Annotated in this window: 3 protein-coding genes; all 3 read left to right on the top strand. The window is 63.9% G+C overall.

Features of this window, described 5'->3' with window-relative positions; all coding sequences use genetic code 11:
- On the top strand, positions 1 to 1,572 hold a 1,572-nt coding region (locus EOA29_RS33890; RefSeq protein ID WP_145969966.1), incomplete at its 5' end, for a prolyl oligopeptidase family serine peptidase.
- 50 nt (positions 1,573 to 1,622) lie between these two features.
- Complete coding sequence (locus tag EOA29_RS33885) at positions 1,623 to 1,745, top strand: capsid protein (RefSeq protein WP_066999731.1); 123 nt, start codon at positions 1,623 to 1,625, stop codon at positions 1,743 to 1,745.
- Positions 1,746 to 1,796: 51 nt separating this feature from the next.
- Positions 1,797 to 2,206, top strand: a 410-nt coding sequence (locus EOA29_RS33880; RefSeq protein ID WP_127222228.1) for an aminotransferase class III-fold pyridoxal phosphate-dependent enzyme, incomplete at its 3' end; no start/stop codon positions are given.

The following is a 2,206-nucleotide window of genomic DNA, read 5'->3' as shown; positions in this document are numbered from 1 at the left end:
GACAAGGACACGGTGATCGTCTCGGCGGCCTTCGAGGACGGTGACAAGACCCAGTCCGGCTATCCGCGCGTGATCAAGCTCTGGCGACGCGGCACGAAGCTGGAAGACGCAACGCCGATATTCGAGGCCGAGAAGCAGCACCTCGCGGTCGGCGGCGGCGTCGAGTTCGACGGCGACAAGCGGCATGTGCTGCTTGGCAAGACGATCGACTTCTTCACTTCGCACAGCTTCCTGCGGCTGGCTTCGGGCGAGAACAAGCGCATCCCGCTGCCCGACGATGCCACCGACACGGCGATCTTCAAGGGACAGCTTGTCTTCGGCGTGCGCAGCCCATGGACCGCGCCCGACGGCACGCGCTGCCTGCCCGACGGGCTCTATTCCGTGGATTTCGAGAGCTGGATCGAAACCGGCGTGTTTGGACCATTCGAAACCCTGCTTGAACCGGAGCATCGTGTTTCCGTTGCCGGCCTCGCCAGGACGCAGGACCGGCTGTTCATCAATCTGATGGACAATGTGCGCGGCAAGGTCGTCGTTTGCGATCGCACCGGGAACGGCTGGTCGCTGAAGCCGGTCGGCCTGCCGGACAACGGCAATGTCGGCATCAGCCATGCCGAGCATTTCGGCTCCAGCGTCTCCTTCTCTTTCACCGATTTCCTGACGCCGAGCTCGATCATCTGGTCGGACGACAATGGCGAAACGCTGGCAACCGTGAAATCGCAGCCGGCCCGCTTCGACGCCTCGCCCTATGTTTCGGAGCAGTTCGAGGCGCGCTCGAAGGACGGCACGATGATCCCGTATTTCGTCGTGCGGCGACGCGCCCAGCAAGGGCCGGTGCCGGCGCTGCTCTATGGCTACGGCGGCTTCGAAGTGCCGCTCTTGCCCGGCTATGCCGGCATTCGCGGCAGGCTCTGGCTGGACAAGGGCAATGCCTATGTGCAGGCCAATATCCGGGGCGGCGGCGAGTTCGGTCCGGCCTGGCATCAGGCCGCTCTCAAGGGCAGCCGCCAGAAGGCCTTCGACGATTTCGCCGCGGTGGCCGAGGATGTGGTCAGGCGCGGCATCACCACGGCGGCACAGCTCGGCATCCAGGGCGGCTCGAATGGCGGCCTGCTCACCGGCGTGTCGCTGACGCAGCGGCCGAAGCTGTTCGGCGCCGTCATCATCGACGTGCCGCTGCTCGACATGCTGCGCTACACCGAACTGCCTCCCGGCGCTTCCTGGATCGCCGAATATGGCGACCCGTCGAAGCCGGAGGAGGCGGAATGGCTTGGCGCCTATTCGCCATATCAGCACATCTCTTCCGGCGCCGCCTATCCGCCGGTGCTGTTGATGACCTCGACCGCCGACGACCGCGTCCATCCCGGTCATGCGCGCAAGATGGCGGCACGGCTGCAGGCAGCAGGGTACACTAGGACGCTGTTCTTCGAGGAAACCGAAGGCGGACATGGCGGACGCGGCGACCGGCGCCCGCAGGCTGCCCAGACGGCGATGCGCTATGTCTTTCTGCAGCGGGCGCTGAGCATCGGACCGAAAAGTGGAAGCCGGTTTTCGGACGATCCGATGCTAGACTGAAAACGCGGCACGGCTTGAATTCAATATGGCAGGCAGCTTAAGCTGCCGCCATGGTCCGCATCAGCACATCAGGCGCCTTCGGGGTCGCGGTGACGCCGTCACCGCGCACGCTTCGTGCCGAGCTTTTGCGGCTGTGCGCCCGCATTGGCTATTCGCCGCCCCGTTTCCTCTGACGAATCCGCCCCGGCTCCCGCCGGATTGATTCAAGAGGAAAGATCAAATCCATGACCTATCAGAACTATTCGCTGAAGCAGCTTCAGCAAATCGATGCCGCGCATCACCTTCACCCTTTCACCGACCACAAGGAACTGCGCGAGATCGGCTCGCGCATCATCACCCGCGCCGGCGGCCCGTTCATCTACGATTCCGAAGGAGCGGAAATCCTCGACGGCATGGCGGGCCTTTGGTGCGTCAATGTCGGCTATGGCCGCGACGAACTGGCGGACGCTGCCTATGCCCAGATGAAGGAGCTGCCTTACTACAATTCCTTCTTCAAATGCTCGACGCCGACGCCTGTGCTTTTGTCGAAGAAGCTGGCGGAGCTGGCGCCGAAGCATGTCAGCCAGGTCTTCTACGGCTCCTCCGGCTCGGAGGCCAACGACACGGCGTTGCGGCTCGTCCGCCACTACTGGGC

It is taken from the genome of Mesorhizobium sp. M1E.F.Ca.ET.063.01.1.1 (genome assembly GCF_003998155.1).
Classification (GTDB): domain Bacteria; phylum Pseudomonadota; class Alphaproteobacteria; order Rhizobiales; family Rhizobiaceae; genus Mesorhizobium.
Note: the sequence above shows the minus strand (reverse complement) of the source record. Positions and strands in the feature narration are given on the sequence as shown.

What these genes read in the sequence shown, in the direction of transcription:
- EOA29_RS33885 (WP_066999731.1), top strand. Translation starts at nt 1,623, where the DNA reads ATGGTCCGCATCAGCACATCAGGCGCCTTCGGGGTCGCGGTGACGCCG.